Annotated in this window: 1 protein-coding gene; it reads left to right on the top strand. The window is 36.1% G+C overall.

The genetic code is table 11. The features are described from left to right. A partial coding sequence (locus AOA60_RS32770; protein ID WP_158235062.1) for a hypothetical protein occupies positions 1–249 on the top strand: 249 nt, incomplete at both ends.

The following is a 249-nucleotide window of genomic DNA, read 5'->3' on the forward strand; positions in this document are numbered from 1 at the left end:
AACCCAATCTCTCCAACTTCTACATGAAAAAGAGGAGTTAAGCTTTGGTCTTGATGGGTTATCTGATGCTCCAGATATGCAAGCGATTGTGGAAGCTTTAAAAAATTACGCTACCTCTACGGACCTTGTTTTATCTAAGGAAGACAAAGAAGAATCTATTCAAAGACTAGAGAATGCTGTGAAAAAACAAGTCGCCTCTAAGTATATTATGAATTACGAGATCAGGGAATTATTTTTGCGCTATTTAAA

It is taken from the genome of Pseudomonas sp. 2822-17 (assembly GCF_002742485.1).
GTDB classification, from domain to species: Bacteria; Pseudomonadota; Gammaproteobacteria; order Pseudomonadales; family Pseudomonadaceae; genus Aquipseudomonas; species Aquipseudomonas cyclaminis.